Origin of the sequence: Clostridioides sp. ZZV14-6154 (assembly GCF_020657785.1) — a bacterium.
Taxonomy (GTDB): Bacteria; Bacillota; Clostridia; order Peptostreptococcales; family Peptostreptococcaceae; genus Clostridioides.
On sequence record NZ_JAGWCY010000001.1, the window covers coordinates 536,174 to 559,723 of the forward strand.

General features: G+C 27.0%; 23 protein-coding genes and 1 riboswitch. Of the genes, 8 read left to right on the plus strand and 15 right to left on the minus strand.

Annotated features, from left to right (window positions below; all coding sequences use genetic code 11):
• The first annotated feature begins 10 nt into the window (after positions 1-10).
• The gene (locus KGF45_RS02570) at positions 11-697 is read left to right on the plus strand and encodes a YjjG family noncanonical pyrimidine nucleotidase (protein ID WP_227828461.1); all 687 of its coding nucleotides are present in this window, start codon (positions 11-13) and stop codon (positions 695-697) included.
• A gap of 124 nt (positions 698-821) precedes the next feature.
• Here the strand turns inward: KGF45_RS02570 and KGF45_RS02575 are convergent, their stop codons facing one another.
• From KGF45_RS02575 to KGF45_RS02590, 4 genes are all read right to left on the minus strand, one after another.
• Positions 822-1,442 (minus strand): hypothetical protein, encoded by a 621-nt coding sequence (locus KGF45_RS02575; RefSeq protein WP_227828460.1) that lies wholly within the window; start codon positions 1,440-1,442, stop codon positions 822-824.
• Positions 1,429-2,454 (minus strand): uroporphyrinogen decarboxylase family protein, encoded by a 1,026-nt coding sequence (locus KGF45_RS02580; RefSeq protein ID WP_227828459.1) that lies wholly within the window; start codon positions 2,452-2,454, stop codon positions 1,429-1,431. The genes KGF45_RS02575 and KGF45_RS02580 overlap by 14 nt, the downstream gene beginning before the upstream one ends.
• Position 2,455: 1 nt before the next feature.
• Positions 2,456-3,094: a cobalamin-dependent protein gene (locus KGF45_RS02585; RefSeq protein ID WP_227841759.1), complete on the minus strand. Its 639-nt coding sequence runs from the start codon at positions 3,092-3,094 to the stop codon at positions 2,456-2,458.
• Positions 3,095-3,208: 114 nt separating this feature from the next.
• Positions 3,209-4,360, minus strand: a complete 1,152-nt coding sequence (locus KGF45_RS02590) for a GNAT family N-acetyltransferase (RefSeq protein ID WP_227841760.1) — start codon at positions 4,358-4,360, stop codon at positions 3,209-3,211.
• A 440-nt stretch (positions 4,361-4,800) separates the two neighbouring features.
• Between KGF45_RS02590 and KGF45_RS02595 the strand changes: the two genes are divergently transcribed.
• Positions 4,801-5,613 (plus strand): Mrp/NBP35 family ATP-binding protein, encoded by an 813-nt coding sequence (locus KGF45_RS02595; RefSeq protein ID WP_227840239.1) that lies wholly within the window; start codon positions 4,801-4,803, stop codon positions 5,611-5,613.
• 99 nt (positions 5,614-5,712) lie between these two features.
• Here the strand turns inward: KGF45_RS02595 and KGF45_RS02600 are convergent, their stop codons facing one another.
• The 7 genes from KGF45_RS02600 to KGF45_RS02630 all read right to left on the minus strand — a co-directional run bounded on the left by KGF45_RS02600 (position 5,713) and on the right by KGF45_RS02630 (position 12,162).
• Positions 5,713-5,904 (minus strand): hypothetical protein, encoded by a 192-nt coding sequence (locus KGF45_RS02600; protein WP_227828455.1) that lies wholly within the window; start codon positions 5,902-5,904, stop codon positions 5,713-5,715.
• 159 nt (positions 5,905-6,063) lie between these two features.
• Positions 6,064-7,275 carry a nitrogenase component 1 gene (locus tag KGF45_RS02605; protein ID WP_227841761.1) on the minus strand — a complete coding sequence of 404 codons (1,212 nt, stop codon included), beginning with the start codon at positions 7,273-7,275 and terminating at the stop codon, positions 6,064-6,066.
• 1 nt (position 7,276) lies between these two features.
• On the minus strand, positions 7,277-8,554 hold the full coding sequence (locus KGF45_RS02610) for a nitrogenase component 1 (protein ID WP_227841762.1): 1,278 nt from the start codon (positions 8,552-8,554) through the stop codon (positions 7,277-7,279).
• 107 nt (positions 8,555-8,661) lie between these two features.
• Complete coding sequence (locus KGF45_RS02615; RefSeq protein WP_227828452.1) at positions 8,662-9,456, minus strand: ABC transporter ATP-binding protein; 795 nt, start codon at positions 9,454-9,456, stop codon at positions 8,662-8,664.
• Positions 9,456-10,436 carry an iron ABC transporter permease gene (locus tag KGF45_RS02620; RefSeq protein ID WP_227841763.1) on the minus strand — a complete coding sequence of 327 codons (981 nt, stop codon included), beginning with the start codon at positions 10,434-10,436 and terminating at the stop codon, positions 9,456-9,458. The genes KGF45_RS02615 and KGF45_RS02620 overlap by 1 nt, the downstream gene beginning before the upstream one ends.
• A gap of 16 nt (positions 10,437-10,452) precedes the next feature.
• Positions 10,453-11,349 (minus strand): ABC transporter substrate-binding protein, encoded by an 897-nt coding sequence (locus KGF45_RS02625; RefSeq protein WP_227841764.1) that lies wholly within the window; start codon positions 11,347-11,349, stop codon positions 10,453-10,455.
• A gap of 63 nt (positions 11,350-11,412) precedes the next feature.
• Entirely contained in the window at positions 11,413-12,162 is a 750-nt protein-coding gene (locus KGF45_RS02630; RefSeq protein WP_227828449.1) for a nitrogenase iron protein NifH, read from the minus strand.
• Between the two features lie 148 nt (positions 12,163-12,310).
• Here KGF45_RS02630 and KGF45_RS02635 point away from each other — a divergent pair, with 148 nt between their 5' ends.
• Positions 12,311-13,051: a helix-turn-helix transcriptional regulator gene (locus KGF45_RS02635; RefSeq protein ID WP_227841765.1), complete on the plus strand. Its 741-nt coding sequence runs from the start codon at positions 12,311-12,313 to the stop codon at positions 13,049-13,051.
• 313 nt (positions 13,052-13,364) lie between these two features.
• On the plus strand, positions 13,365-14,984 hold the full coding sequence (locus KGF45_RS02640; protein WP_227841766.1) for a Na/Pi cotransporter family protein: 1,620 nt from the start codon (positions 13,365-13,367) through the stop codon (positions 14,982-14,984).
• Positions 14,985-15,133: 149 nt separating this feature from the next.
• Here KGF45_RS02640 and KGF45_RS02645 read toward each other — a convergent pair whose 3' ends face one another.
• Positions 15,134-18,040: an EAL domain-containing protein gene (locus tag KGF45_RS02645; protein WP_227841767.1), complete on the minus strand. Its 2,907-nt coding sequence runs from the start codon at positions 18,038-18,040 to the stop codon at positions 15,134-15,136.
• A gap of 301 nt (positions 18,041-18,341) precedes the next feature.
• Positions 18,342-18,623, minus strand: a complete 282-nt coding sequence (locus tag KGF45_RS02650) for a hypothetical protein (protein WP_003420428.1) — start codon at positions 18,621-18,623, stop codon at positions 18,342-18,344.
• Positions 18,624-18,935: 312 nt separating this feature from the next.
• On the opposite strand from KGF45_RS02650, the gene KGF45_RS02655 reads away from it, so the two are divergent.
• The 3 genes from KGF45_RS02655 (at position 18,936) to KGF45_RS02665 (ending at position 20,646) form a co-directional block, all read left to right on the plus strand.
• Positions 18,936-19,745, plus strand: a complete 810-nt coding sequence (locus KGF45_RS02655) for a helix-turn-helix transcriptional regulator (protein ID WP_227828445.1) — start codon at positions 18,936-18,938, stop codon at positions 19,743-19,745.
• A 41-nt stretch (positions 19,746-19,786) separates the two neighbouring features.
• On the plus strand, positions 19,787-20,053 hold the full coding sequence (locus KGF45_RS02660; protein ID WP_227483233.1) for a DUF3795 domain-containing protein: 267 nt from the start codon (positions 19,787-19,789) through the stop codon (positions 20,051-20,053).
• Between the two features lie 392 nt (positions 20,054-20,445).
• On the plus strand, positions 20,446-20,646 hold the full coding sequence (locus KGF45_RS02665) for a cold-shock protein (RefSeq protein WP_227828444.1): 201 nt from the start codon (positions 20,446-20,448) through the stop codon (positions 20,644-20,646).
• A gap of 246 nt (positions 20,647-20,892) precedes the next feature.
• On the opposite strand, the gene KGF45_RS02670 is transcribed toward KGF45_RS02665, so the two are convergent.
• Together KGF45_RS02670 and KGF45_RS02675 are read right to left on the minus strand one after the other, a co-directional pair.
• Complete coding sequence (locus KGF45_RS02670) at positions 20,893-21,582, minus strand: radical SAM protein (protein WP_227828443.1); 690 nt, start codon at positions 21,580-21,582, stop codon at positions 20,893-20,895.
• A gap of 19 nt (positions 21,583-21,601) precedes the next feature.
• Positions 21,602-22,309: a B3/4 domain-containing protein gene (locus KGF45_RS02675; RefSeq protein WP_227841768.1), complete on the minus strand. Its 708-nt coding sequence runs from the start codon at positions 22,307-22,309 to the stop codon at positions 21,602-21,604.
• A gap of 63 nt (positions 22,310-22,372) precedes the next feature.
• A riboswitch (guanidine-I (ykkC/yxkD leader) is annotated at positions 22,373-22,467 on the minus strand.
• Positions 22,468-22,765: 298 nt separating this feature from the next.
• Between KGF45_RS02675 and KGF45_RS02680 the strand changes: the two genes are divergently transcribed.
• Positions 22,766-23,521 carry a lysophospholipid acyltransferase family protein gene (locus KGF45_RS02680; RefSeq protein ID WP_227828441.1) on the plus strand — a complete coding sequence of 252 codons (756 nt, stop codon included), beginning with the start codon at positions 22,766-22,768 and terminating at the stop codon, positions 23,519-23,521.
• Positions 23,522-23,550: the final 29 nt, after the last annotated feature.

Below are 23,550 nucleotides of genomic sequence, written 5' to 3' on the forward strand. Positions count from 1 at the left end.
GGTAGACCTTATGAAGAGATATAAATTTATATTTTTTGATGCAGATGATACTTTATTTGATTTTAAAAAGAGTGAATCTTATGCTTTTAAGAAACTTTTATCTAAATTTAGATTAGATTTTGACTTTGAAAAATTTATAAAAATATATAGAAATATAAGTGATAAACTTTGGCTTGACCTTGAAAAAAACACTATAACTTTAGATGAGCTTAAACTACTTAGATTTGAACTTTTTGCAAAGGAAATGAACTTAAATGTTGACCCTATAATTCTTAGTAAAATGTACTTAAATCTTTTGGCAGAATGTACTTTTTTAATGCCAGGTGCACTTGATGTATTATCATATCTTAAAAGTAAATACAAAATTATCATAATAACAAATGGAATTTCTAAAGTCCAAAATAATAGACTTAAAAACTCAGAAATAAAAGAATATATTGATGGAATGATTGTATCAGAAGAAGTAAAAGTATCAAAACCAAATCCTGAAATATTTAAATATGCATTTAAGAAGTTTAACTGTTATGATAAAACTTCTGCTTTGATGATTGGTGATAGTTTAACTTCAGACATATTAGGAGGAATAAATTCAGGAATAGATACTTGTTGGCTAAACTCCAATAACAGTATAAATTATACTAGTTCTATACCCACTTATGAAATAAATACTCTCATTGAATTAAAAAATTTATTATAATCTGTAAGTATGAGTATATCAAGTAGAATCTTATTATTTTGCAATAATTTTTTTAGCTAGCATATCTTTAAGCTAAAAAAATTATTGCAACTTACCAATATCAACTTTAATCTTGTAAAAATTTCTAAAAACACTTTCTAATACATTTACTACATCTTGATTCAGTGTTTTCTTTATCTCCCATTAAAATAAGCATCGCAACACTTTTTATAGGAGATAATTGATGATAATCATTGATTTCTATTTCTAGATTATCGTATTTATTTTTTACATATTCATAAATATCTTTTTGGTTTTCAACTTTAAAATCTTTATCTCCTGGATATATCTCATATGATATATTGAGATTACTATAGGTTTCCTTTAAATACATTTTTATTTTCTCGTTGATGTAGTCTAAGCACACTATACCTATTTTATCTAGTGCCAAACCTGCCATCATATTACAATTTTTCATGTAATCTTTCATTTTAATGTCAATTTTATCTCCTACGGTATATAAAATGGCAAATGCCTTTTTACACTCTTTAGGCATTTTATCAATATCAATTTCACTTACATAAACCTTAATATTCAATATACTTTTTATACTTTTTATTTCTTCTTCAACTATTCCATTAATCATTTCTGGAACTTTTCTATTCGAATATCCCAAAAACTTTAGCACTGTATCTTTATTTATATAAATATCTTCTAAATCTATATATTCTAAATAAGGCATATTTTCATTGTTATTCCAACTCATTCATATCAATCCTATCTAATTCTTTATAACTAATTCTCCCTGCCTTTATGGCTGCTTGTAAATTTTCTACTGGTGTTGTATTTAAACAGTTGCAACCAAAATCGCATAAGAAATTGTCATACTTTCTCATCTTTTTTAACAACTTTAGTGTTTCTTTTGTTATTTTATCAGGTGTGGAACGTCCAAGAAGTTTTATTGGGTCTAAATTTCCAATTAAAACTATATCTTTTGGAATTCTTGGTGCAATCTCTTCATAGTCTAGAATTTGGTCTAAACTTACTGCATCTATATTGCAACTCAACATATTATCTAACAACTCTCTTGTATCTCCACATATATGCATACCTTTCCAACAATCAAGTTCATCATATACTTTATTTAAATTTTTTACTATATATTCATCAAATCTAGTTTTGTTTAAAGTTACTGATGTTGGCTCTGCTATTGAAATATATTTTGCACCTGCTTTATTTGCAGCAACAGCATATCTCCTTACTAACTCAGTAGTGAATTCTAATAACTCCTCCACAAATTTTTTATCAGTTATTATACACCTCAAAAGTTGTGTAGCCCCAGCTAATTGACCCGCAAGAGTAAATGGACCTTGTATTGATTCATATAATGGTTTTTTTATAGTTTTTGATATTAGTGATAAGCTTTCTAGATTAAGTGGCATACGTCCACTTGTATATGGGTCTGGCACATCTAATTTTCTTAACTTTTCACTATTTGTTATTGTATGTGTCAATACACTTGGAAAATCATAATCTGGTCTTAGTGTCTCTAATCCCAGAGTCTCGCAAAATGTAATCCCATCACAAAATGAATATATAAAATCTGATTCAAAATATTTATCCATAGTTCTTGCTAATTCCAATTGTATATCTACACTATCATATACTTCATATGCTTTTTTATTTATCAAAAATAAACCATTTGTACCCATATCGGGCAGGAAAAATCCTCTATCTTCACTATTTATATATTGCAATAAAGTCATATCTGAAAACATTCTAAATTTCTCCTCCTATAAGTTTGTCTATTAATTTAACTGCTTTTGGAGCATTTGGACTATATCCATCTGCACCTATTTCTTCTGCAAAATCCATACTTACAGGACCTCCACCAATTATTACCTTTGGCCTTTTACTTAGATTAAGTCTGTTAAGCCTATTTATTACTGATTTCATGTTTTCCATCGTCGTTGTCATCATTGAAGATAAACCTATTATATCTACATTGTTTTTTATAGCCTCTTCTATTATATCTTCGCTTTTTCTATTTACACCTAAATCAATTACTTTGTATCCAGTGGCTTCAACCATTACTTTTACAATATTTTTTCCTATCTCATGAGTATCACCTTCTACTACAGACATTAAAATTACTCCCTTTGATTTTTCTTTTATTTTGTCAGTTCCCTTCAAGAGATTAATACCTTTATTTAATGCATCTGTACATACTATCACTTCTGAAAGATAGTATTCTTTATTCTCAAATTTGTCTAAAGTACCTATCATACCCTTGTTTAACCCATATTCATATATATCTTCTACATTAATATTTTCCTCTATAGCAGTTTTTACCAAGCCTTCTATATTATTTACATCCATATTTAATATACATTCTGCTATCTTTTCAAGTATATCCATATAATACTCATCCTTTCCAATTCCTTCATAAAAGTACTTTACTAACATTCAATAAAAAATTAGTTCATACTTTAAGAACATTTCTTATCAAATCTTAGGTTAAAAGTATAATAATTATTGATAATTTAAATTTGCAGTCCATGGAAAATCTATAGGAAATACTTTTGTAGTAAATTCATATAGATTTTTCAAATGTTTAAATTCATTGTGTTGTTCTTCATTTCTTTCAAAAAATAGCTTATTAAGTTTATCTAAGCTTTCTATTATAAGCTCCTCTTCCTTATATTTGATGATATATTTATTTTCAACTTGTTTAAATTCAATATGCTCTAATAGTTCAGAATCTACATATTGATTAAAATAACCTTTTAAATTATTGCATAATTTACTATAATTTATTATTTTAATTGTTCCTTGTTGATAATCTAAAGACTTTAATTCATTACATTCTAATTGGTCTTTTAGATTTCTTACATGTACCTTATAGTCTAAATACTCTAAACCAAATTTATTCGTAGTATATTTTAATACATTTTCAACATTTATATTATTCAATCCTAGTTCAACTACTTCTCCTACAATAGAGTACTCTTTTTTTATTGTTCTTATTATTAAATATCCTATCATGTTATTATTATCTTTTATAAATACTTTCTTATAATTAATTGGTCCCCAAGCAAGAGTAGCTGCATGTAATAATTTTTTAAATTCATCTCTTGTTCTTATAAATCTAGTACTATTTTGATTATATAATTCAATCATTTTATTTAAATCAGTATCTTTTTCAAAATTAGTTTCATCAAATTCAACTATTTCATATGGTATTTCAATATTTTCTGGCTTTATTGTATATTTATAGAAACTCTTCACCACACTGCAATTTCTTCTACTATATAAACTTCTTGTCCCTGAAATAATTAAAACATCTACACCATCAGAAAACATTTTTTCTTCTGCTTTATCTAGTATTTTAGATGAATATCCCTTCTTCTCATAATCTGGATGTGTGCATACTCCACCTATAGCTGCAACCTTTAGTTTATTTCCTTGAATAGATACATCTTGTACCAAATAGTTTACATCTGAAACTACTTTTTCATTTTCTGATATTATAATCATATTTTCTATGTTATCTTTATTCAATAAAAGTGGAAACTCTTCCACCATAGTTGGCTTATAATTTCTTGATATTCTAAACACATAGTTTATTAATCCTGTTACTTTATTAAACTCTTCTACTTTTGCACTTCTTGGTTTTATTTCCATCTATATTCCTCCTGATATTATTTAAAATATTTCAATGTTATCATTCTTAGTAAAATATTTATTACCACGTTTTTAAATTTATCACTACATTTCTAATTATATCTTTTTTCTTCATGATTTTTAATTGTTTTTCAACAAACTTCTATAAAAAATATATATACTTTCCAGTTATACTTATAAAATGACCATTTATGTATAATATATTGAAATATTTCCTATATATTTATATGATTAAACTCTATAGGTCAATTGAAACAACCATTTTATTGAGAAGGTTATATTTTTTTATTACCTTCTTTTTTTTATAATAAATTACTATTTGCTTAATAGAAAATATTCTAAGTTGCTTTTAAATAATGACTTTATTGTTTAATTGTACTAAAATAGTATATGTAGGTTACAAATAATCTAATAAATACTAAAAATTGGAGGTAATAGATATGGCAGATTGTAATTCATGTCCATCAAAGGGAAATTGTAATAGTCAATCAAATTGTTCTATTGAAAATAACCCTAACAATAAATTTGGAAAAATAATTGGTGTTATGAGTGGGAAAGGTGGAGTTGGGAAATCGACTGTAACTGCTTTACTTGCTAATAAACTAAATAAAATGGGATACAAAGTTGGTATATTAGACTCTGATATAACAGGACCAAGTATTCCTAGACTTATGGGTCTAAAAAATGTAAAAGCTTATTCTGATGGCTCTTATATTTATCCTGTAGAAAATTCAAATAACATAAAAGTAATGTCTATAAATCTTATGATAGATGACGAAAATGAGCCTGTTGTTTGGAGAGGACCTCTAGTTGGAGGAGTTGTAAAACAATTTTATACTGATGTACTTTGGGAAGAACTAGATTATTTACTTATAGACATGCCCCCTGGAACTGGAGATGTTGCATTAACAGTTATGCAATCTATACCTATAAGTGGAATAGTTATGGTTTCAGTTCCTCAAGATTTGGTATCTATGATTGTATCAAAAGCTGTTAATATGGCTAAAAAAATGAACATAAACGTTCTTGGAGTTATTGAGAATATGAGTTATATTCAATGTCCTGATTGTTCTAAAAAAATCAAATTATTTGATGGTGACTCTACTGAAAAGTTTTTAAATGACTTAGATTTAAAACTTCTAGGTGAACTTCCTATGACTAAAGAAATCATAGATATTACTCATAATGGTGTTACAGAAATTAGTAATGATTTAGACTCAGTATTAACTGATATTGTTGAAAATATTAAATAGATATAAATTAAAATTTTATAGTTTTACACTTTAACACTAAAAAAAGAGGTGTGTATTTATTTTGTAATATTACAAATAAAATACACACCTCTTTTACATCTATCTATGTTTTAAATACACAAAATATTCTTCTATCATATCTCCATTTTTCACTTTTACTAGATATTCATTATAGTGAGCATTGTATGGCTGTGTCATTTTACACTCTACTACATTTTCTATATCTTCCAATTCTAAGAGTTCTACATCTTTTAAAAATTTTCTTTCTAAAAGCTCCATTAGTCTTTCCATAACCTATTCCCCCACTTCTCCAACATAATTAAAATAAAGCAAATAAATTCTCTACTTACAAAATTTACTTATTTATATTATATCCCATATCCTACAAATCCTAACAGAATTCATAAATTATTGTGAAAAAATATGCATTAACGTTTTAATAAATCTATCTTATAGTGATATATTAAGTATTCTTTCAATTATGTAAAGCACTCCTCTTAATCCAACAAATGGTGTATATGGATATATATTTACACTTTTTAAGTTTGGATTACTTATCTGTATATCTAACTTTGAATTATGATTCATATCAATACTAGTACCATCTCCAAATAAAACCAACAACTCATTTTCTTTTAAATATTTGTTTCTATCTAACTCATTATTTCCAATATATACGGATTCGTCCTTACAATCTGTATTATGTAATATGTTAACTCTATCAACTTCAAGACCTAATTCATTTAATAAATCTTTAAACCCTAAAGCAGTGTCATAATCTCCAAATACAGCACATTTTTTGCTTCCCTCATAAAAATAAAACTTCCTTTTTATATTAAATACTTGTCTTTTTATGCTAGATACTTCAGCTTCATAAGCACTTTTATTCAAATCCCACATAGTTACTTTTTGTATGTCTTTAATAAACTCTTCAGTATTTTTTATTCCATAAGGCTTTTTATATACATAAGGTATATTATACTTATCCTTCATAAAAGTTGCTGCTTTGATACCTTCTTTCCTAAGTACTATATTTAGACTAGACTTAGATGCATTTTCTATTTCCTCAATTGATGTGTATGATGTAAAGGTTACATTTACTTCTTTTTTGAAAAAAGCCTTTATCATCCTTTTAATTTCTTCACAATCTGATAAAAAATTATATTGGTCTATATTACATCCAATTATATTAAAGCTATCAATTTTTTCATTGCTCTCTTTTACTACATCCTTTGCTAATATATAAAGAAAATCTTCAACTCCTTGATTATAATCTTCTCTTAATCCACCTGTTGTGATTGGGATTAGCTTACAGTTTACGGAATCACTTATAATATTGCAGATTCCTACTATATCCACACCTATAATAGAAGATACAGATGAAGCCATTACAAATATATACTTGGGTTTAATATTATTATCTATTTCAATTATAGCCTTTTCTAATCTATCATAATTTCCAAACGTAACATCGCTTTCACTCATATGAGTTGAATAAATCTTTGCTTTGTCTTCTCCATTTAAACTTCCAATTGCTTCTATAGCATAGTGAGTTGTTCCTGATGGACCAAATTCTATGACACAGGCTTCGCTTATTGATGATACTGTAAATATTATTCCCATTCTATCAGAAGGATTTGGAAAATATTTATATACTTCCATATTAAATCACTTCCTTTCTTGTAACTTTCTCCACATCAAATAATTTAATTAAAGTTTCCATTATGCCTATTGGAAGCTCAAATCCTATTTTTTGTGCATGTTCGTCTAACGTTATTTGTATAAGTCCCTTTTCTTTTAATAACATTGGACTTTCATGACCTATATAAATATCTGCATTTATAGTATCATACAAACTTCTAAGTGGTGCTATATTTGCAATTCTGCTTACATATGGATTGTGTCCTTTTTTTATTATGTTGTCTTTAAATAAACTATCTTGTTCATAAAGTTCACGCACTTGTATAAATTCTGGCACTAACCCTAATTCTGTTAAGAAATCCACTGTTTCAAATGCCATCATTGGTGTATTCCCATAAATTAGCTTTTTACCTTCCATTAGAAGTCTACATTTATTCAATAACAAATTATATCTTTGTCTTTGCTCTAATAATTCATCTTGTACATCTATGTCTAAAATGTTACAAAGTTTATTATAGTTTTCCATTATAATTGACTCTTTCATGTTTTTATCAAAATATATGTATTCTATTCCAAATTTATTTTTCATATCTTCTGCTAAATCCAATGCTATCATATCTGTTACTATATTTAATTTAGCACTAGATGCACTTTTTATATCTCTTATAGTACATTTAGATGGTATTACACAATTTATTTTTACACCTTCTTTAGAAAGTAACTTTACAAGCTCTGTATCTTCTACATTCTCTTGTCTATGCCCTAAAATATTAACACCTTTTTTATTTGTATAATTCTCCATAACTGATGATAAACTCTTTAAAGCTCTGGTCATTCCAATTATATGAGAATTACAAGTATAATGTTCGGTATTAACTGCTAAAACAGGTACACCAATCAGTTCTTCCAATTCCTCAGATAAAGCATTATAATCCTCACCTATTAATTCTGGTACACATGTAGTTACTATCATTATTGCATCAAATTTTTCAACTTCTGAAATATACTTTACAGCTTCTATTACTTTTTTTTCTGCACCAAAAACTATATTTTTATCTTTTAAGACTACTGAATAAACACTATCTTGACCAGACTGTCTATGATATGCAAAATTTTTACTATAATAAGTACATTCATTTGTTCCTACTATCACAAGAGCCATGTTTTTTATATATGATGCAGTTAATACAACTCCAAACAATGGACAATGAGTCCCTGGAAACACAGCATATGATAAAGATTTTATATCTTTATCATACGCTATATCTTTTAATCTATTTAATACATTTAAAGTATACATATTTTTTCCTTTCCAATCCTATTACTTATACAACTTTATAAATTTAAAGTTACACTTATATTACTTTTTATATTTTTTCAACTATAGTCATCTTAAATATTAAAATTTTATATACTACTAGTTCTTCTACATAACATTATTGGATGAATTCTAGGCTTTTTGCTAATTGGGTCTATATCTATATCACATTTTACCTTGTAAACATCTTTTATTATCTCTTCACTTATTACATTATTAGGATGTCCATCCGCTACTATAGCACCATTATTCATAATAATAAGTCTATCACTGTATTTGCTCGCTTGATTTATATCATGCAAAACCATAATTATAGTCATTCCAAATTTTTTATTTATATCTTTTACAAGCTCCATTAGTTCTAATTGATGAGATATATCCAAATATGTTGTAGGTTCATCTAATAAAAGTATATCTGGCTTTTGACAAAGTGCCATTGCTAACCATACTCTTTGTCTTTCTCCTCCAGATAAATTGCTTACCAATTTATCTTTATATGTTTCAAGACCTGTATTTCTCATTGCCCAATTTACTATTTCTTCATCATTTTTATTTTTACTTTCAAAAAAACCTTTATGTGGTATTCTTCCATAATATATTAAATCCTTTACTTTTATATCCTTTAGGGAGGCATTATGTTGAGCTAATAATGCCACTTTTCTCGAAATTTCTTTATTACTCATGACTTTCATATTTCTCTTACCGATATATATGTCACCCTGTTTAATTTTCAAAATTCTAGATAAGGACTTAAGTAATGTAGATTTTCCTGAACCATTTGGACCTAATATAGAAACCACTTCTTTTTCTTTAATGCTCACACTCAGATTGTCTATGATAATCTTATCTTCATAACCTATTTTGACATTTTTTACATTGAACATTAATAACTGCCTCTCTTTCTTAATAAATATAAGAAGAATGGACCCCCTATTATAGACATAATAACGCCTACTGGAATCTCTATAGAGCCTCCTATTGTTCTTGCTAATGTATCTGCAATTAATAATACAATACTCCCTAGTACTATACTAAATGGTATCGTATATTTATGGTCACTGCCAAGCAACATACGCGTTATATGTGGTACTATAAGACCTACAAAACTGATGACACCAACTATTGAAGTAGAAACACCTGCTAAAAATATAGCTACTAATGAGATTAAAAACCTACTTTTATTTACATTGAAGCCAAGATTTGTAGCTGCATCATCTCCTAATTGTAGTACATTTGCACTTCTGATGAGGAAAATAGCTCCTATCAATCCTATAACAGAATACCATATTAGCATATTTACATCTAACCAAGTCTTTGTGGCTAAACTTCCATTTAACCACAACATTGCACTTTGAATTCTTTCACTATACATAGTTGATAAATATGATATCACACCACCTAATATAGTGTTTACAGCTACTCCAGCTAGTATAATTCGCTCTGGTCTAAGCCCATTTTTATACGCCATCAAATATACTACTCCACAAGATATGAGCCCTCCTATAAAAGCAACTATTGGCAACATACTTGTATATTGTGGAAATAAAAGCAATATTATAATAGCAGCTACACTTGCTCCTGTAGATATACCTGTTATACCAGGGTCTGCTAATGGATTTTTCATAACAGCTTGTAACAATAGTCCTGAAACTGCTAGATTTGCACCAACTAACGCTGCTAAAATATTTCTAGGTAACCTCATCTTATAAACTATGGTAGTAACCATTGCATTATTTTCATTTATCAATGCACCAAATATTTCCCCAATACTTAAATTTACACTCCCTACAGTAGAAAAAACAATTAATAAAATAATTACAGTTATCAACCCTGTAAATATCAATAATACTTTTTTATTATCCATATTCTTCACCTAAAATTTATTTATCTCCATATAAGATATCTCCCAATTTATTTATTGAATCTTTGACATGTATATTTGCTGATACATTAAATATACTTGAGTCTAAATCTATAACTTTTCCATTTTTTACTGCACTTAATGTATCCCATGCAGGATTTTTATCAAAAGAATCATCAAATGCTTTTTTAGTCTCTTCTATATTCCCATGTGCAAATCTAAGTATGTAATCTGGATTTTCTTTTATAATTTGTTCTAAGCTAAATTGTATATAATCTGAATCCACACTATCTGTTAAGTTATCAGCTATATTTTCAGCACCTACTGTTTTAACCAAGTCACCAAGATATGAGCTCTTTGTAGCTAACATAAAATTATTTCCACCACCAAATAAAATAGCTACCCTTGGTTTTTTATCCTGTTTTTTTGACTTTTCTACTACAGATTCTTCTACTCCTTTTAGCTCTTTTATAAGTTTTTCTGCTTCATCTTGTTTATTTATTTTATTACCTAAATTCTCTATGCTTTTAAGAAACTTTGTGTATGTTCCAGTTTCAAAATAGAATGTATCTAGGTTATATTCTTTCATACTCTTTTCAACATTTTCTTTAAATATACTATCAACTATAAATACATCTGGCTCAAGAGATGCTACAATTTCTAAATCAGGATTCATAGCTTGTCCTACTTCTGGTAGATTTTTATATTTTTCTGGTAGTTCAGATTTAGTCGTTGGAATGCCTACTAAAGTAGCATCTAATTTATCCAATACTTGTGTTGCTGCTACTGTGGCTGAGACAACTTTTACGTTGTTATTTGACTCCTTATTTGCAGACTCATCATTTGACGGCTTTGAGCATCCTGTTAATATTAATGCGCTAAGTAAAAATACTGAGCATATTTTTTTAAATTTCATAAAAATTTCCTCCATAATAAACTTTATTTTAAAACTGTATTTTCTATTTAAACCTATATCTATCTAGTTACTTTGTATAATCTTATTTGCAAGTTCTATATATACTTGTGACATTTCATTATCTTTATCTTCTTCTATAACGGTTCTTCCATTATTCTCAGACTGTTGCATGATTTTATTTCTTGGTATATAGTGAAAAACTTTACTTTTTATTTCATCAGCCAATTTTTCAACTAATTCTAATTCATTTTCAACATTTTTAGCATTTAATATGAGTCCTTTTAAAGAGGCATATCCTCTATTTTTAAATTGCTCTACAGCTAAAGATATATTACTAGCAGCATACATTGACATCATTTCTCCAGAAGTTACTATATACACTTCATTTGCAAATCCATTTCTTATTGGCATTGAAAATCCTCCACAAACAACGTCTCCAAGTACATCGTAAATTACTACATCTGGATTATATATTTCAAAGGCCTTTAATTCTTCTAATTTTTCAAAAGCCGCTATTATACCTCTTCCAGCGCACCCTACTCCTGGAGTTGGTCCTCCAGCTTCAATACATAATACTCCACCATATCCTTCAAATACTATGTCTTCAAGTTTCAAATCATCTTTCTTCTCTTTCATGACATCGAGAACTGTTGGTATAAATTTTCCTTTCATTAAATTTTTAGTAGAATCTGATTTAGGGTCACATCCTATTTGCATAACCTTATATCCTAAATGAGAAAGTGATGCAGATAAATTGGAAGTTGTTGTTGATTTTCCAATTCCTCCCTTCCCATAAATAGCTATTTTTTTCATTGACTTTTTACCTCTCTTACATCATAATATTATTTAACGAAATTAATTATCATTCGCAATAACTATTTTACGCGATATGTTTTTTAAATTCTTAACTATATTTGTTTTTTTATAAAAATATTTGTATAAATTTAAATGAGGTGATTTTTTGAAATGTTTTAAAGATGATATAGAACTTATCATTAATGATTTTTTTGACTGTTGTAATATCCCAACAAAAGTGATTAATAAGGATTTAAAAGAACTTTGTAGCGTTGGCTACAATGATAAACTAGAAAAGTACTTTTCTAGTTTAAACATATTCAATAATATAAAAAGTACAGATTTTATATCTAATAAAAACTTGTCCTATATAATGTTAAGTTTTTGCGATGACATACAATTTTTAATTATGCCGATACATAAATTTGATATTTCTAGTGGCTATTTTGTTATAGGACCTTTTAAATCATGCATTAATAATGATATTGAGTTTTCTGACATACCATTTAAGCCTCTATCATGTATAGATTATATATCAAATCTTTTATCAGAAATATGTAATGATAAAACGAAACACAAACCAGCTCTTAGTTTTTATGTAAAAAAAACTATTGATTATATTCATAAAAACTACTCAGAAGATATAACAGTAAGTGATATATGTAATAATTTACAACTTAATAAAAGTTATTTTTGTTCCCTATTTAAAAAAGAAAGTGGATATACATTTACTAATTTTCTCAATAAAGTTCGAGTCGAAAAAAGTAAAAAATATTTACTTCGAGAAGATATGTCTATTTTAGATGTTGCTGTATTTGTTGGGTTCAATAGCCAAAATTATTATAGTATGGTTTTTAAAAAGTTTAACAACCTTACACCAATTGAATATAAAAATATTTATAACTAAAAAATATCATTCTGCAAAGAATGATATTTTTTAGTTATAAATATTTTGACGAAAAAAGTTAATTCTTTGTTAAGTTGATTTTATCCAAAATATGCTAAATATCACCTCAAGTATTTAAATTACTATATGATATAAGTTTTCTCAAATTAACAACAACTTAAAGATTTAACATTCTCTTAACCTATACTTAACAAAACGTTAATATTTAAATTGACAAAATTTGTTATTCTATATTATGGAAACGATAAATTTTAGTTAATAAAGTTTATAATTCATATAAAAAATTTATTAATTTCTTAAGGGAGGAAATGTCGTGAATATAGCAATTAGTCTTATCGGTGGTCTTGGACTTTTTCTTTATGGAATGAGTTTAATGGGAGAAGGTTTACAAAAATCGGCAGGAGACAAATTAAAGAAAATCATCGAACTCTTAACAAGTAATGTTGTTATGGGTGTATTGGTAGGTACAGTTGTTACAGGTATCATACAAAGTTCAAGTGCTACTACTGTAATGGTTGTAGGATTTGTAAATGCAGGAATAATGAATCTAAGTCAAGCCATTGGTGTAATAATGGGTGCAAATATAGGTACTACTGTTACTGCCCAACTAGTTTCATTTAATCTTGAAGGAATAGCCCCAATTGCATTAGGTATAGGTATAGTATTTTATTTATTTACATCAAATCAAAAAACAAAACACTTAGCTGAAATACTTATTGGTTTTGGTATATTGTTTACAGGTATGGAATTTATGAAAAATGCAGTAGCTCCACTTGCTGAATATAAGGGATTTACTGATACACTTTTATATTTTAGTAAAAATCCTATACTTGGCATATTGGCAGGATTTGCAATCACTGGTATCATACAAAGTTCAAGTGCTTCTATGGGTATGCTAATCGCTTTAGCTTCTCAAGGAATACTTCCTCTATCAGCTGCTTTACCTATACTTTATGGAGATAATATTGGTACTTGTGTTACTTCACTTTTATCAAGTGTTGGTGCAAATAGAAATGCTAGACGTGCAGCTGTAATGCATTTAAGTTTTAATGTCATTGGTACAATAATATTTATGCTTGTTTTAAATAAACCTATATCAGCTATAGTTACTCATTTTGACCCAACTGACACAGCTAGACAAATAGCAAATGCACATACTTTATTTAATCTTACAAATGTTATAATATTATTGCCATTTTCTAAATACATAGTTAAATTAGCAAACAAACTTATACCTATTAAAGAAACTGAGTCAGAAATTGTAAACAATACTAAGTACTTAGATGAAAGAATGTTTAGTACTCCATCTATAGCACTTGGTAATACTGTACAAGAAGTTGTTAGAATGGGACATAAGGCCACAAACTCTTTAGAACATTCAATTGCAGGTTTTTTAAATAAAAGTAGTGAAGATATTAAGAAAACTTTTGAGTCTGAAAAAGTTGTTAATAAATTGCAGAAAGATATATTAAATTATTTGTTAAAACTTTCTAAAGAACCACTTAGAGATGATGAACGATTTAGAACAGATTTACTTTTCAATACAGTAAATGATATCGAAAGAGTATCTGACCATGCTGAAAATATAGCTGAGTTGGCTATGACTGTTAAAGAAATGAATGTTAACTTCTCTGATAGTGCAATAAAAGAAATCTATGAAATATACAATAAAACTATGACTAACTTTAAGGATGCTTTAGTAGTTTTAGATGTAAAAGATTTTGAATTAGCAAACAAAGTTTTAGAAGTTGAAAATGAAGTAAATTACTTAGAAAAAACTTTTAGAAATGCTCATATGATTAGATTAAATAATGGTAGTTGTACAATTGATGCTGGTGTACTTTACCTTGACTTACTTACTAACTTAGAAAGAATTTCTGACCACTCAACAAACATAGTAACACAAGTTTTAAAACTTAAACAAAAAATATAGTTATTACAATTTATATTTAATTTTAATTAACTATTTAATATAATAAAAAGCTATAAATAATAATTCTATTATTTATAGCTTTTTTAATTTAATTAATATAAATTTGGAATATGTATTTTACTTTTTCTCTTATATAATAAACAAGTACCCTAAACATTTGATTTAATTTTCAGTGCAGGATTTTTTAATAATTGCTCAAAATCATCTTGTGGCATTGGCTTTGCATAAAAATATCCTTGTGCCAAATAACATCCAATTTCTTTTAGTCTTATCACTTGTTCTATACTTTCTACTCCTTCACATATAACTTTCATATTTAATTCTTTTGCCATATTTACCACTCCACGCACAACAGCTTGTTCACGACTACCATGCATTCCTTTTTGTATAAATGTACGGTCCAACTTAATTATATCAACAGAAAATTGTTGTAATAAACCAAGAGATGAATATCCAGAACCAAAATCATCTATAGAAATAGGAAATCCTGATTCTTTTAGTTGATTAAAATGACTCAAAATCTGATTGAGATTTTCAACAAAAATGCTTTCTGTGACTTCTATTTCAAGGTATTTGTGAGGTATTTTATAGTAATCTGCTATTTCTATCAATGTTTCTGAGAAGCTTTCATTATTAAAATGAATTCTGGAAAAATTACAAGATACTGGACTAATATTTAATCCCAAATCTATCCATCTCTTTAACAGTTTGCAGACTTCTTCATAGATATAAAAGTCAATTTCTACCACAAATCCGTTTTTTTCAAAATAAGGAATGAATTTTCCAGGACTTATTATACCTTTATCTGGATAATTCCATCTTACCAGTGCTTCACTTCCTACCAATTTATTTGTATTCATATCTACCTTTGGTTGAAAGTATGGAACAAACTCTCCATGTTCTAAGGCTATTTGCATCCTATCTGTTAGGTTTCTTTGATGTAACCCTTCCTCTCTCATAGTCATATCATAAAGTACAACACAACTTTTGTGAGTTATTTCCGTATTTCTTCTCGCATAATTTGCTAGGTCAAGCATAAGAGATATATCATGTTTTTCAACTTCATTTACTATGTATATGCCAAATACAAGAATAAGTTGGTAAGTTTTTCTCATTTTTTCTACCCAATCATTTAATTGAGTATCAATCTTAAAGAGACGTTCTTCTAAGCAATCCCAGCTATTGTATTTTAATAACATAACAAATTGGTCTGCAGAAACGCGAGCACAAGATTCTTCAAAAGAGACAGTATTTTGTAAAGCTTTAGCTAATACACAAAGTATTTCATCTCCTTCTGAAAATCCTAAAGTGTCATTAATCATTCGAAATTGTTTTATATCTAAATAAACAATCACATATGAACCACTTTCTGCATTTCTTAAACTCTTAATAGCTTCTTTACAAAATTTATTTAAATTCCAAATTCCTGTAAGACTATCTCGGTATAACAAACTCTCAATACGTTTATTATTTTTTGACTTTAATAAAAGTAGAAAACTCAAAAGTATAATAATAATAGCTGCTATTATAATAACTCCTCCAATAATTGCCATTGGATGCTGATGAATAATATCTTGCCAAGTTATATCATATTGAATTATTGTATTTTTTAAAATTATTCTGTCCATTTGTTCTGTTGACATGTATTGAATACATTTATCTAGTATAGAAAATAACCTTGAATCTGCAGAATCAGAAATGCCAATACTTATTTCTTCTGCATAGTTTGTCAAAGTCGAAACAGAAAATTTTTCATAACGAGGATTGGACAATAGATAATCTGCAATATATGTATTTACATAAACAGCATCCACTTTATCCTTTAATACAGCTTCAAAACATTCTTTTGGAGAATTATAATATTCTATAGTTCTATCTAGTTTCCCATCTTCAGTAATATTTTGTCCAATTAAAGAACCATTTACAGCTGCTACTTTTTTAATTTTATTTTCTTTTTCTCCACTAACTAAAACTACTGGAGCACGTAAATAATACTGAGTTGTTCTTATATTGTTTTTTTGGTTATTAATATAATCGTTTTCCATACCACAAACTATAGATGTGCTAGAATCTTTTGATACTTGAAGTGCTTCATTATAACTTTTTGCAGAAATAAATCTAAATTTTAACCCAGTGTTATTTGTAATTTCCTTAAATAAATCAGCAACCACACCAGAAAACTCGCCTGTTTTGGAATCACCATATTCTAGTGGTGCCTTTGTAGAATCATACACAGCTGAAATTTCACCAGATTGTTGTATATATTCTTGCTCATCTTTTGTAAATACTGGCTTCTGAGCAGTACTTATAGAAAAATATTTATTGTATAATTTTGTTTCATAACTTGAATTCCTAAGTGTCAATGTATTCAAAGCAGAATTCAGTTGAGATAATAAATCCAGCTTCTTATTTGAAACCACAGTATAAAGTGGCTCTGGAGAAAACTGTGCTACACTTTTAAATGTACTAGTCCGACCAAGATGTGTTATAGCAACACCGTCAAGATTTCCATTTTTTAAATTTCTTAACAAATCATCTGTTTCTTTATAAGATATAATTTGAACTTCAAAATCATTTGTTTTACAATATTCTTTAAAGTTTTCAGCATCCTTACTATTACTAATAATACCTACTTTCATATCCTGAAAAGAATCAAAATCCTCATAATCATAACGAGTATCGTCCACTCTTACATTTAAAGTTGTATAGATATTACACATTGGTAGGGTTGGAAAAAGCATTTCTTTTGTGCGTTCTTTTGTATAATAGACACTAGGAAGAACATCTATCTCACCTGATTTTAACATTTCAAAAGCATTTTCCCAACTTTTACAATCTACTATTTCATATTTCCAGTTAGTGTACTTAGTAATTTCTTGTAAGTATTCAAAATTAAATCCTATATACTCTCCATTTTCATTTCGACTCATATAATCGCCATCATCATAATACCCGACTTTAACTGGAACCCTATCTGAAGCAGAGTTAATTTCTATTGGAAAAGAAAGAAAAATCATACAAACAATCAGAATCAATTGAAAGGATTTTAACTTCAAAATTTTGTCCTCCTCCCTCTTAGTAGATATATTATATCATTTTCAATAGAAAAATAGAATATACTGCCAGTTTTTTAACTTTCAAAATACTTCTAAAATATATATTACAAGTGACAATACAGAAAACTTAACTTATATAAATATACCACTTTTTATACCTACCACACATAATAAGAATACTTAAAAAAGCTATATAAATTTGCAAAATAACAAATTTATATAGCTTTTAGTATTATAAAATAATTAATTTTTTATATAGTTTTTTATAATTACATCAAATTGAAATTTCTATAAATTAATTTTATTGCACAATTGATACTTTAATAATATCCCCATTTTTTCTTTCTAGATGAACCACTTCTCCAGTCAAATCATAATCAAATGCCTTAACTAATATTTCAGTAACTTTTTTACCATCAACTACATCATCTTTTCCATTAAACAAATCTAAAGCATTGTTTTCAATCATTCTCTTTGCAAAATTTACAGGTAATTTTATATGTATTTTGTCGCCTGTATGTGACAGTACCCTTATTCTTAAAAACTTTTCTAAATTATTTCTTGGTGTTTGTTTTGATGCCATTCTATTAAATCACTCTCCCCTTATTTTTTATTTAATAATAAATTTTATTCTTAAAAATATCTTTATATGTATCTATTATAAAAGTAACACTATTATTTTCTGTGTTTAATTTATACTTAACTCTATCTAATATGCCAATTTCATGAGCGCATATAATTTTTTTAATAATTGTACATTTTTAGACTTTATTTTATAATTATTCTATATGCTTTATACTCTCAATGAAACTTTTTTATCAAAATGTTTTATTATATAAAATATTAAAATTAAACTAATCTATTTATCACTAAATAGTATCAGGGGGACATATTTATGATAGAAAAAATTAAAAACATGTTAAAAAATTGCAATCATGATATATATATTTCACCACACAAATTATTAAGACCATACATAGCCCATTATACAATAACTGTTCAAGATAAAAATTCTATAGAAAACCTGACATTGATACCTGATGCAAGTGGATGTATGGTATTTGAATTTAGTAAAAAAGGTATAAATAGCAAATTTTGGGGTGCTACAACAAAAACTACTATTGTAAAAAACGATATAGAAAATATACTCTTTAGGGTATTTGTTGAATTTCTTCCATGTGGAGTATACTATTTGACAGGTTTTCCTCAAATAGAATCAGCCGATTTAATAATTCCTGTTAAAGATTTTAACACTCAACTTGATTTGGAAACTAATTCTATCTTTGAAAAGTCCAGTACTCTTGAAGAACTCATTGAACAATTTGATAGGTTATTTTTATCGTACTTATTTAAATCTAATATAAAAGATTTAACAATACCAATTCTTATAGATGCTAGAAAACAAAACTCTATCATGTCTGTTAAAAATATTGCTCAAATTAGTTGTTATAGTGAACGCCATTTAAATAGGATTTTTAATAATTCTCTTGGTATGAGTGTTAAGACATACCTTAGATTATTACGTATAAACATGGTACTACAAGAAATACAAAGTAATAAGATGTCATTTACAACTTTAGCTCAAAATATAGGTTATTATGACCAATCTCACTTTATAAATGATTTTAAATCTATTTGTGGTGTTAATCCAACAACCTATATAAAAAATTTGTCTGATTTTTACAATGAGAAATATAAATTTTAACATATAATTATATAAAGTTTATATTTGAGGAGTGATTTAAAATGATAGAATCAAGATGTGGAATTTTGTGTTGTGAATGTAAGTATAAGGAAGATGTAAATTGCGCTGGATGTACAAATATTGATAAACCTTTTTGGTCTGAAGAATGTCCTGTAAAATCATGTTGTGAGAATAAAAATCTTACACATTGTGGCCTATGTGACACATTTCCATGTGAAATATTAACTCAATTTGCATACGATAAAGAGCAAGGTGATGATGGAAAAAGAATTTCTCAATGTGAAAAATGGGCTTCTCTAGCTTTATAATAGTATAATATTTATATATTTTATCTTATATATAAATATTATACTATTACTTTAATACATAATTATATATTCTCTAAGATAGATAGCTATTATTCAATATAAAATAATAGCTATCTATCTTTTTCGCAAATAAACATTGATTTTTAAATCTCTTAATTTTAGATTTTAATATTTATGTCAGTTAAATGTCAGTAAAGTATTTTATCTACATTTTCACTAATATATAGCAATACAAAGCTTTTTAATTTTTTTATGGTTAAGGATAAACAAAAAATGTTAACTAAAAATTACAATTAAGTAGACATTTTTATTAATCTGTGATACAATAGTATTTGTGGTAATACACAATTAAATCAAGTATATCTTGATATAGGTTAATAGGAGTATTTTTAATGAATAATGGAATAGTGAAATGGTTTAACAACGAAAAAGGATTTGGTTTTATAACAGTAGACGGTGGAGATGACGTATTTGCTCATTTCTCAGCTATACAAACTTCAGGATTTAAATCATTAGAAGAAGGTCAAAAAGTAAGCTTTGATATAGTTAAAGGTGCTAGAGGTCAGCAAGCAGAAAACATAACTATATTATAATTATATAGATTTTTTCGGAAAGACTCTTTTAAGAGTCTTTTTTTATTGATAATATATATGATAATTATTAATTAAGTAAATAATATTGTTTGGACAAATGAAAAAAGCCCTCTTCTAAATATAAAATAATCTTCATAAATAAAAGTTAATTCAGTAAGGATATATAGTATGTTGTATATAAAAAAATCCAATAGATTAACTCTATTAGATTTTTATTTCATATATAAACATTTTTCATTAATGTTTTCAAAAGTTTAATAATGTTTTTGAAATTTTATCAAACCTTTCATTAGATATACCAAATTTTTGCTTAAATTTTTCATCGTTCATTCTTTCAATAATCACTTTATTTGGAGATAATTCATCAATAATACTTTTTATCTTATTAATAGATTCCTCATTATCATTATATCCCTTGATAATTGTTACTTCTAAAATAAATTTTCCTTTATACTGTTTATTAAATAAAATCATATTTGAAATATATTCTTCTAGAGTATATCCTACAATTGGTCTCTGAATTTTTTGAAAATCTTTTTCCGATATTGTTTTTATCTCTCCAATAATTTCATCACACATATTGGCTACTTTTATATATTCATCTTTACCTAATAAATATCCATTAGAAAGTAATCGTACAGGCACTCTTTTACGTTTTACTAACTCAATTACATCACAAACTTTATCATTCAATAGGGCTTCTCCTTTTGAATTAATGAAAACTAGTTCTGCTTTATACTTTTCTATCATACGTTCTAATTCTCTAAGTGAGTCATCAATCTTGTCAAATGATTGAGGTGTATCTACTTTATTATATGACCTTCCAATAGGACAGAATATACAATCAAAATTACAATACTTTTCAGGAAGTATGTTTACTTCTAATACTCTTTTGCCATCCTCAATATAAATATCTTTATAACTAAAACTACTCATTACTCTACACTCCCTCAAATTAATTTATTGATACTTCTTTATTGTTAATATCTAAAATTGAAATTTTACATGTTCCACCTAAATTTTCTTGAACTGTTTTCACTAAATCATTCAAAGCATTCTCAAATTCTTCAAATCTGCTTTCATCTACTAATTCAATGCATAAAAAGGCATTGTTTGTATTTTCAGTAAGCATTGTTCTCACTGCTTCACGCCAATTCCAACACCTACAAATTGCTCCACCATTATCTTTATAAACTATTTCTCCTTCATATGGAGATGAGTTTTCACCTGCTCCTAATGGTATAAATTCTTCATTTCCAACTGCTCTAGTCAACCTAATATCTCCTATAAATTTGTCTATGTCTTCTCCACCACAAGGCAATGCATATTTTAATGAAATAGAATTGTAAATATCCACTAAGGGGTTAATCGTTGCTATATGATTTCCATTATGAACTCTTTTTAACAATGCCTCAATAGATGACCTTGCTCCTTTTTTCGTTTTAAATTTTTTGAATGCTTCTCTCCATACTTTAATTACTTGGTTATTGCTAAATTCTACATCCTTCAAATGTTTTAATGCATATTCTTCTCCCTGCAAAATCATTTCCTTATATTCTTCTTTATCCTTTATAGAATTGTCTATGTCCTGACAAATAACAACTCCAATCTTTGAACTAGGAAATAGGTTCCAAAACTCATTCTCAACAACAAATTTTTTCATTAGAATACCTCCTCAACTTTAAAATATCTAAAAATAAAAAAGCCTACAGAAATATTATTAAATATCTCCCAGGCTTTTATCCTTCCGTGTACACAATAACCGTGCGTTTTCTCTTGGACCTGCCCATTATAAAATGCGGAACCCTAGAAAACTAAACTATATATTTTTGTAATTTATAAAATACAAATAAATTTTAGCATAATATAAGATTTAAAACAATACTATATTGGATTCTTCTATTTATATTATACAAAATAATATTTAAAGGTTATTTAGCTAATCTAATAGAATACTACATTATTAATATAGTTTTATTAATAAAATTATAAGTATAAAAATTTCAAAATAAGTCTATTTTAAATGTAAGTTATAAATCTCAATTAAAATAGACTTAAATTTCATTTTATGTTAAAATCTTTACAGTAATAAACAATTTTATTTTAAGGAGATAATTTTATGAATAATTACTTAAAATTTGCTACATATCAACTCATAGGCTTTACATCTTCTATACCTAAACTTATAAAAATCAAAAAAAATCCAGATAAATTTAGCTTAAAAGAAAAATTTGAATTTATGCAAAAACAAGCTAAAAAATCTTTAGATATAGTAAATATAGACCTTAATATACTTGGCAAAGAAACATTACCAAAAGAACCAATCTTATTTGTTGTAAATCACTCAAGTATGCTTGATAGTTTTATCCTAGCAGCAAGTGTAGAGAGACCAATTGGATGTGTAATTGCAGATGAACCAGTTTGGAGAAATATACCTATATTTAAAGAATGGGCAAAGTTGTTAAGATGTGTATATGTAAACAGAAAAAATAATCGAGAAGGGATTAAAAGTATTGCTGAAGCTTCACAAAATATACTTACAGGCCAGAGTATGGCAGTGTTTCCAGAAGGGGATTTAACATGGATTAAAGAACCAAATTCACTAGTATCAGATTTTAGAAGTGGAGCCTTAAAAATAGCATATAAAGCAAAGTGTCCTATTGTTCCATTAGTCATAAAAAATTCAAAAGATACTTATGAAGGATATCAACCTATTGGTAAAATTAATTCTGTTCCTGTTGAAGTTGAATTTCTAGAACCAATTTATGACCATATTGAAAATCCTAGACTAAAATCTTCTGTATTAGGCGAAAATATAAAAAAAAATATGATAAGCAAAATAGAAAGTTTTAGAAAAACAAACAAAAACTTTTAAAGAATTTTAATGTTAAAATTTTTTTAAGA

Excerpts from the sequence above, each read along its gene's own strand:
- KGF45_RS02570 (WP_227828461.1), top strand. The coding sequence starts at position 11 with ATGAAGAGATATAAATTTATATTTTTTGATGCAGATGATACTTTATTT.
- KGF45_RS02575 (WP_227828460.1), bottom strand. The coding sequence starts at position 1,442 with ATGAGTTGGAATAACAATGAAAATATGCCTTATTTAGAATATATAGAT.
- KGF45_RS02580 (WP_227828459.1), bottom strand. The coding sequence starts at position 2,454 with ATGTTTTCAGATATGACTTTATTGCAATATATAAATAGTGAAGATAGA.
- KGF45_RS02585 (WP_227841759.1), bottom strand. The coding sequence starts at position 3,094 with ATGGATATACTTGAAAAGATAGCAGAATGTATATTAAATATGGATGTA.
- KGF45_RS02590 (WP_227841760.1), bottom strand. The coding sequence starts at position 4,360 with ATGGAAATAAAACCAAGAAGTGCAAAAGTAGAAGAGTTTAATAAAGTA.
- KGF45_RS02595 (WP_227840239.1), top strand. The coding sequence starts at position 4,801 with ATGGCAGATTGTAATTCATGTCCATCAAAGGGAAATTGTAATAGTCAA.
- KGF45_RS02600 (WP_227828455.1), bottom strand. The coding sequence starts at position 5,904 with ATGGAAAGACTAATGGAGCTTTTAGAAAGAAAATTTTTAAAAGATGTA.
- KGF45_RS02605 (WP_227841761.1), bottom strand. The coding sequence starts at position 7,275 with ATGGAAGTATATAAATATTTTCCAAATCCTTCTGATAGAATGGGAATA.
- KGF45_RS02610 (WP_227841762.1), bottom strand. The coding sequence starts at position 8,554 with ATGTATACTTTAAATGTATTAAATAGATTAAAAGATATAGCGTATGAT.
- KGF45_RS02615 (WP_227828452.1), bottom strand. The coding sequence starts at position 9,456 with ATGTTCAATGTAAAAAATGTCAAAATAGGTTATGAAGATAAGATTATC.
- KGF45_RS02620 (WP_227841763.1), bottom strand. The coding sequence starts at position 10,436 with ATGGATAATAAAAAAGTATTATTGATATTTACAGGGTTGATAACTGTA.
- KGF45_RS02625 (WP_227841764.1), bottom strand. The coding sequence starts at position 11,349 with ATGAAATTTAAAAAAATATGCTCAGTATTTTTACTTAGCGCATTAATA.
- KGF45_RS02630 (WP_227828449.1), bottom strand. The coding sequence starts at position 12,162 with ATGAAAAAAATAGCTATTTATGGGAAGGGAGGAATTGGAAAATCAACA.
- KGF45_RS02650 (WP_003420428.1), bottom strand. The coding sequence starts at position 18,623 with ATGGCATCAAAACAAACACCAAGAAATAATTTAGAAAAGTTTTTAAGA.
- KGF45_RS02655 (WP_227828445.1), top strand. The coding sequence starts at position 18,936 with ATGATAGAAAAAATTAAAAACATGTTAAAAAATTGCAATCATGATATA.
- KGF45_RS02660 (WP_227483233.1), top strand. The coding sequence starts at position 19,787 with ATGATAGAATCAAGATGTGGAATTTTGTGTTGTGAATGTAAGTATAAG.
- KGF45_RS02665 (WP_227828444.1), top strand. The coding sequence starts at position 20,446 with ATGAATAATGGAATAGTGAAATGGTTTAACAACGAAAAAGGATTTGGT.
- KGF45_RS02670 (WP_227828443.1), bottom strand. The coding sequence starts at position 21,582 with ATGAGTAGTTTTAGTTATAAAGATATTTATATTGAGGATGGCAAAAGA.
- KGF45_RS02675 (WP_227841768.1), bottom strand. The coding sequence starts at position 22,309 with ATGAAAAAATTTGTTGTTGAGAATGAGTTTTGGAACCTATTTCCTAGT.
- KGF45_RS02680 (WP_227828441.1), top strand. The coding sequence starts at position 22,766 with ATGAATAATTACTTAAAATTTGCTACATATCAACTCATAGGCTTTACA.